We start from the raw sequence: 3,471 nt of genomic DNA, 5'->3' as shown, positions 1-3,471 counted from the left end.
ACGAGGTCCTCGCGGAGGCCGGCGATCACCCCAAGACGCGGCATGTTCTGCTGCACGGCCTGTGGCTCGGCCAGGACCTGGACCAGGGCGCCGAGCGGCTGCTGGCCCTGAGCTCCGGCCGGCCGTTCGACACCGGCCGCGATCCGATCGCGCTCTTCCGTACGGCAGGCGCACTGCGCTGCCTCGGCCGCTACGACGAAGCACTCGGCGTCATCGACCGGGCTCTGGACGTGCTGCCGCCGGGCGACCTTGCGGTCCAGGCCGATCTCGTGCGTGAGCGCTCCCTGATCACCGCAGCGGACGACATGCGACGCCAGTGCCCACTGGCCCAGGCCGGAGGCCCGGCGAAGTGATCCCCCGTGTCCACGAGCGCACGCACACCCCGCACGATCCGCTCGGCGAAGCACTGGGGCGCCCGGTGCCCATCGAAGGCGGCCTTGCCGAGCACTCGGTCGTCGCCTACTGGCCCGGCCTGGACTCCTACACCCTGGACGACGAACAGGCGTCGTGGACCGCCGCCCAGTGGGCGCAGCACGTCGAAGAACCGCTGCTGGAGCACCCGTTCGCCGCCAGCCCGACCGGCGACCGGCGGGCACTCTTCCACCTCAACGTCCACCTTCATCCCGAGGACCGTGACCTGACCGGCGCGGAGTGGGCCGAGGCAGCACACCGCCTGGCCCGTGCCGCCGGTATCGAGATACCGGGCGACCACACCGGCTGCCACTGGATCGCGGTCCAGGGCAAACCCGGGCGCCTCGATCTGATCGCCAACCTGATCCGGCTCGACGGCGCCTGGCAGCCCCAGTCCGCCGACCTCCCACAACGAATCTCCGCCGAGGCCCGGCGTATCGAACACGACCTGCGCCTGACCCGCGTACCCGTCGCGTCCCCAGAACCGGCCAGTGCACGGGCGGTGCCGACCCCGGCAACTCAATCCGCCGCCATTCTCGCCAAGCTGGCCGACGAAGGGTCCGGACCGCTGGCCGCGGCGCGCAAGCTCATCGAGCACGCCGCCCACCGCCTCGATGCCCTCCCCGGCAGCAACGGTGCGGAGGCGGGACATCACCTGGAATGGGCCGCCCGCCGGCTCTTCGCCCTCCAGCAGGACCTCGACACCACCGCCACCGCACTGCTCCAACCCGCCGGCCGGACCAGCACCACCCCCTTCGTCCCCGCCCCGCCGCCGGTGCCAGGGTCGCACCGCGCCCGGTGAACCGACCCCTCGCCATCAGAAAGGCCCCTGTTTGACCCTGTACGACCGCCTGCTCGCCCTGCGGCGTGATCCGCACTCCGGTGAAGTCCTTGCCCGCGGCGGGGATCCGGAGGCGCACAGCATCCTCCAGCGCACCGACTGGGTGCCCGTCGTCCGTCTCCACGAGCACTACCACCGCCTCCCCGTCGGCCTCGACGAGGCGGAGGAGATCTGCCTCGCCACCCGTACGGTCGCCCGGCTGCGCACCGTGGGCTACCACGTCGACTGCGATGACGACTTCGAGACCGAACTGCGCGAGCCGCACCACCTCCCGCTCGGCGCCCAGATCCTGCACCTCGCCGAGCGGATCCGCGCGGCCACCACCACCGACGAGGCAGCGAACGTCCTCACGAGCTGACCGCCGCCCACGACGGCATCCTCACCGCCCTGGACGAAGTCCTCACCGCCACCGCGGAGTTCCACGACGGCCTCGGTGAGCCGTCCGACCCGCAGATCGGCAGGCGGCTGCGCCACCTCGCCAAGGAACACCTGCGCATCATCCGCACCGACCTCTCCCACACCCGCGACGCCCTCGCCGACCGCCATGCCCCGCATCCCGGCCGCCGTACCTGCACCGCCGAGGTCCCCGCCACGGAGCGCGAACGCTCCGCCGTGTGCGCCTGCCCGCCCCCTCCGTACGCAGCTCCGGCCCCGCCACCGCCTGCCGTGGCCGCCGGACCGCGCCGCTGACCTCCACCACTTTTCAAGGACACCATGCACGACAACTCCGAGCACCTCGCCTCCTACGCCGACCTCCTCGCCGAGGGGCTCGCCGGCACCTGGACCAGTTCCTGTCACCCGCCCGCGGACAAGGACGACCTCGCCGAACTCGCCGACCGGATCTGGGACCTGGATCTCGTCGCCGAGTCTCTCGCCACTCACCCGCTGCGGCAGGCGGCCGTCCTCACCCGTACGGACGGCGCCCAGCTCGCCGTTCTCGACCGGCACGACGGACGGAGCGGATTCCTCGTCGCCGCCCTCGCCCCCCGCGGCCTGCCCGACGAGGCATACGGCAACGTGCGGGAACCGGACGGCATCGCGGTCACCGACAACCCGTTCCTCAGCGCGGAACAGGTAGCCGCCGACCTGCTGGTCCGCTACGACACCGCGCTCGCCCAGGCCCGTCACAATGCCATCGGCGGCGTCCAGCCGTCGCAGCCGGACCGGGTCGTGATGACCTGGCAGCCGGACGGCAGTATCGCGACCGCGCCCGTCGGTGATACCGCTGGCGCCGTTCTGGTGGCCAACGGCTTCCTCCAGGACGAGCAGAGCGATATCTACCGCCTGAACGGGGACGACACCGCCGCGCAGGCCCTTGCCGTGCGTGAGATCGGCCCGCAGCTCGACGCGCTGGGCATCGGCATCAGTCTTCGGCACCCGGCAACCCGGACCGCTCCGGGCACCGCGCCGCCGTCCCCGGCCGGCACCCTGGGCCAGGTCAGCAGGGCTCGATGACGCACGGGGAACCCGACTTCCGGGTGCTGGAGTACGTCACCCTCACCAAAGACGCCCGTACCGGGCTGGTCGTGGCCATCGGCGGCACCGAGCAGGAGGCTGACATCCTCCAGCGAAGCGGCTTCGTCAACTGCCCCGGCCCGCACGGCGAATACCACCGTCTGCCGCACGGCCTGACCACTGAGGAGCAGCGTGTGAAGGCGACGGTCGCCTCGCACGCTCTCCTCGCTGCCGGCCACAGCGTTCACCTCGACCCCGCCCTGAACCTCTTGGTCTCGCCGGACAGCGATCGGGAGGCGGCTCTGCGGTATCTCGCCGGGCTCGCCGAACGGGCCTCGGATGCCACCAGCAGCAGGGAGGTCGCCGAGGTCCTCACCGCGGTCGCCGCTCCGACCACGGGCGTCTTGCCGCTGGTGCGGGAAGTCGTCCTGGCCGCCTGGATCGCCCTGGCCGCGGATACGGACGCCGTGGGCGCGGAGCCGGAGCCGGTAACCCAGCTCACAGACAGCACCGAGGTGTTGTTGCGTACGGCCCACCGGATCCTCCTCGCCCGCGACCACGCCGCCCGCACCCCGGCGCGGACGGCACCCGGCACGACGCGGACGACACCGGTGGAGCAGCCCTCCGTGCCCGCCGCCCGCCGCCGCTGAACCGGAGAACCCCATGGCCAATCTGGCCGACGAGTACAACACCGACGTGGAGATCTACGTCAAAGCCCTGACCACCACCATCCACGCCGATACCCGTACCGGCGTGGATGGTGG

Annotated in this window: 4 protein-coding genes and 1 pseudogene; all 5 read left to right on the top strand. The window is 72.0% G+C overall.

Annotated elements, in window-relative coordinates; genetic code table 11:
• A pseudogene (locus BHU15_RS14610) lies at positions 1-353 on the top strand (hypothetical protein); the annotation flags it as partial.
• Entirely contained in the window at positions 350-1,213 is an 864-nt protein-coding gene (locus BHU15_RS14605) for a relaxase/mobilization nuclease (RefSeq protein ID WP_069627593.1), read from the top strand. The pseudogene BHU15_RS14610 and the gene BHU15_RS14605, both read left to right, overlap by 4 nt.
• A gap of 31 nt (positions 1,214-1,244) precedes the next feature.
• Positions 1,245-1,610 carry a hypothetical protein gene (locus tag BHU15_RS41340; RefSeq protein ID WP_255293112.1) on the top strand — a complete coding sequence of 122 codons (366 nt, stop codon included), beginning with the start codon at positions 1,245-1,247 and terminating at the stop codon, positions 1,608-1,610.
• A 356-nt stretch (positions 1,611-1,966) separates the two neighbouring features.
• Complete coding sequence (locus BHU15_RS14595; protein WP_069627592.1) at positions 1,967-2,707, top strand: hypothetical protein; 741 nt, start codon at positions 1,967-1,969, stop codon at positions 2,705-2,707.
• Entirely contained in the window at positions 2,704-3,357 is a 654-nt protein-coding gene (locus BHU15_RS14590) for a hypothetical protein (protein ID WP_069627591.1), read from the top strand. The genes BHU15_RS14595 and BHU15_RS14590 overlap by 4 nt, the downstream gene beginning before the upstream one ends.
• The last annotated feature ends 114 nt before the right edge of the window (positions 3,358-3,471 follow it).

The sequence above is a fragment of the Streptomyces niveus genome, assembly GCF_001723055.1.
Classification (GTDB): Bacteria; Actinomycetota; Actinomycetes; order Streptomycetales; family Streptomycetaceae; genus Streptomyces; species Streptomyces niveus.
The sequence above is the reverse complement of the archived record's forward strand: the minus strand, read 5'-3'. Positions and strand labels throughout refer to the sequence as shown.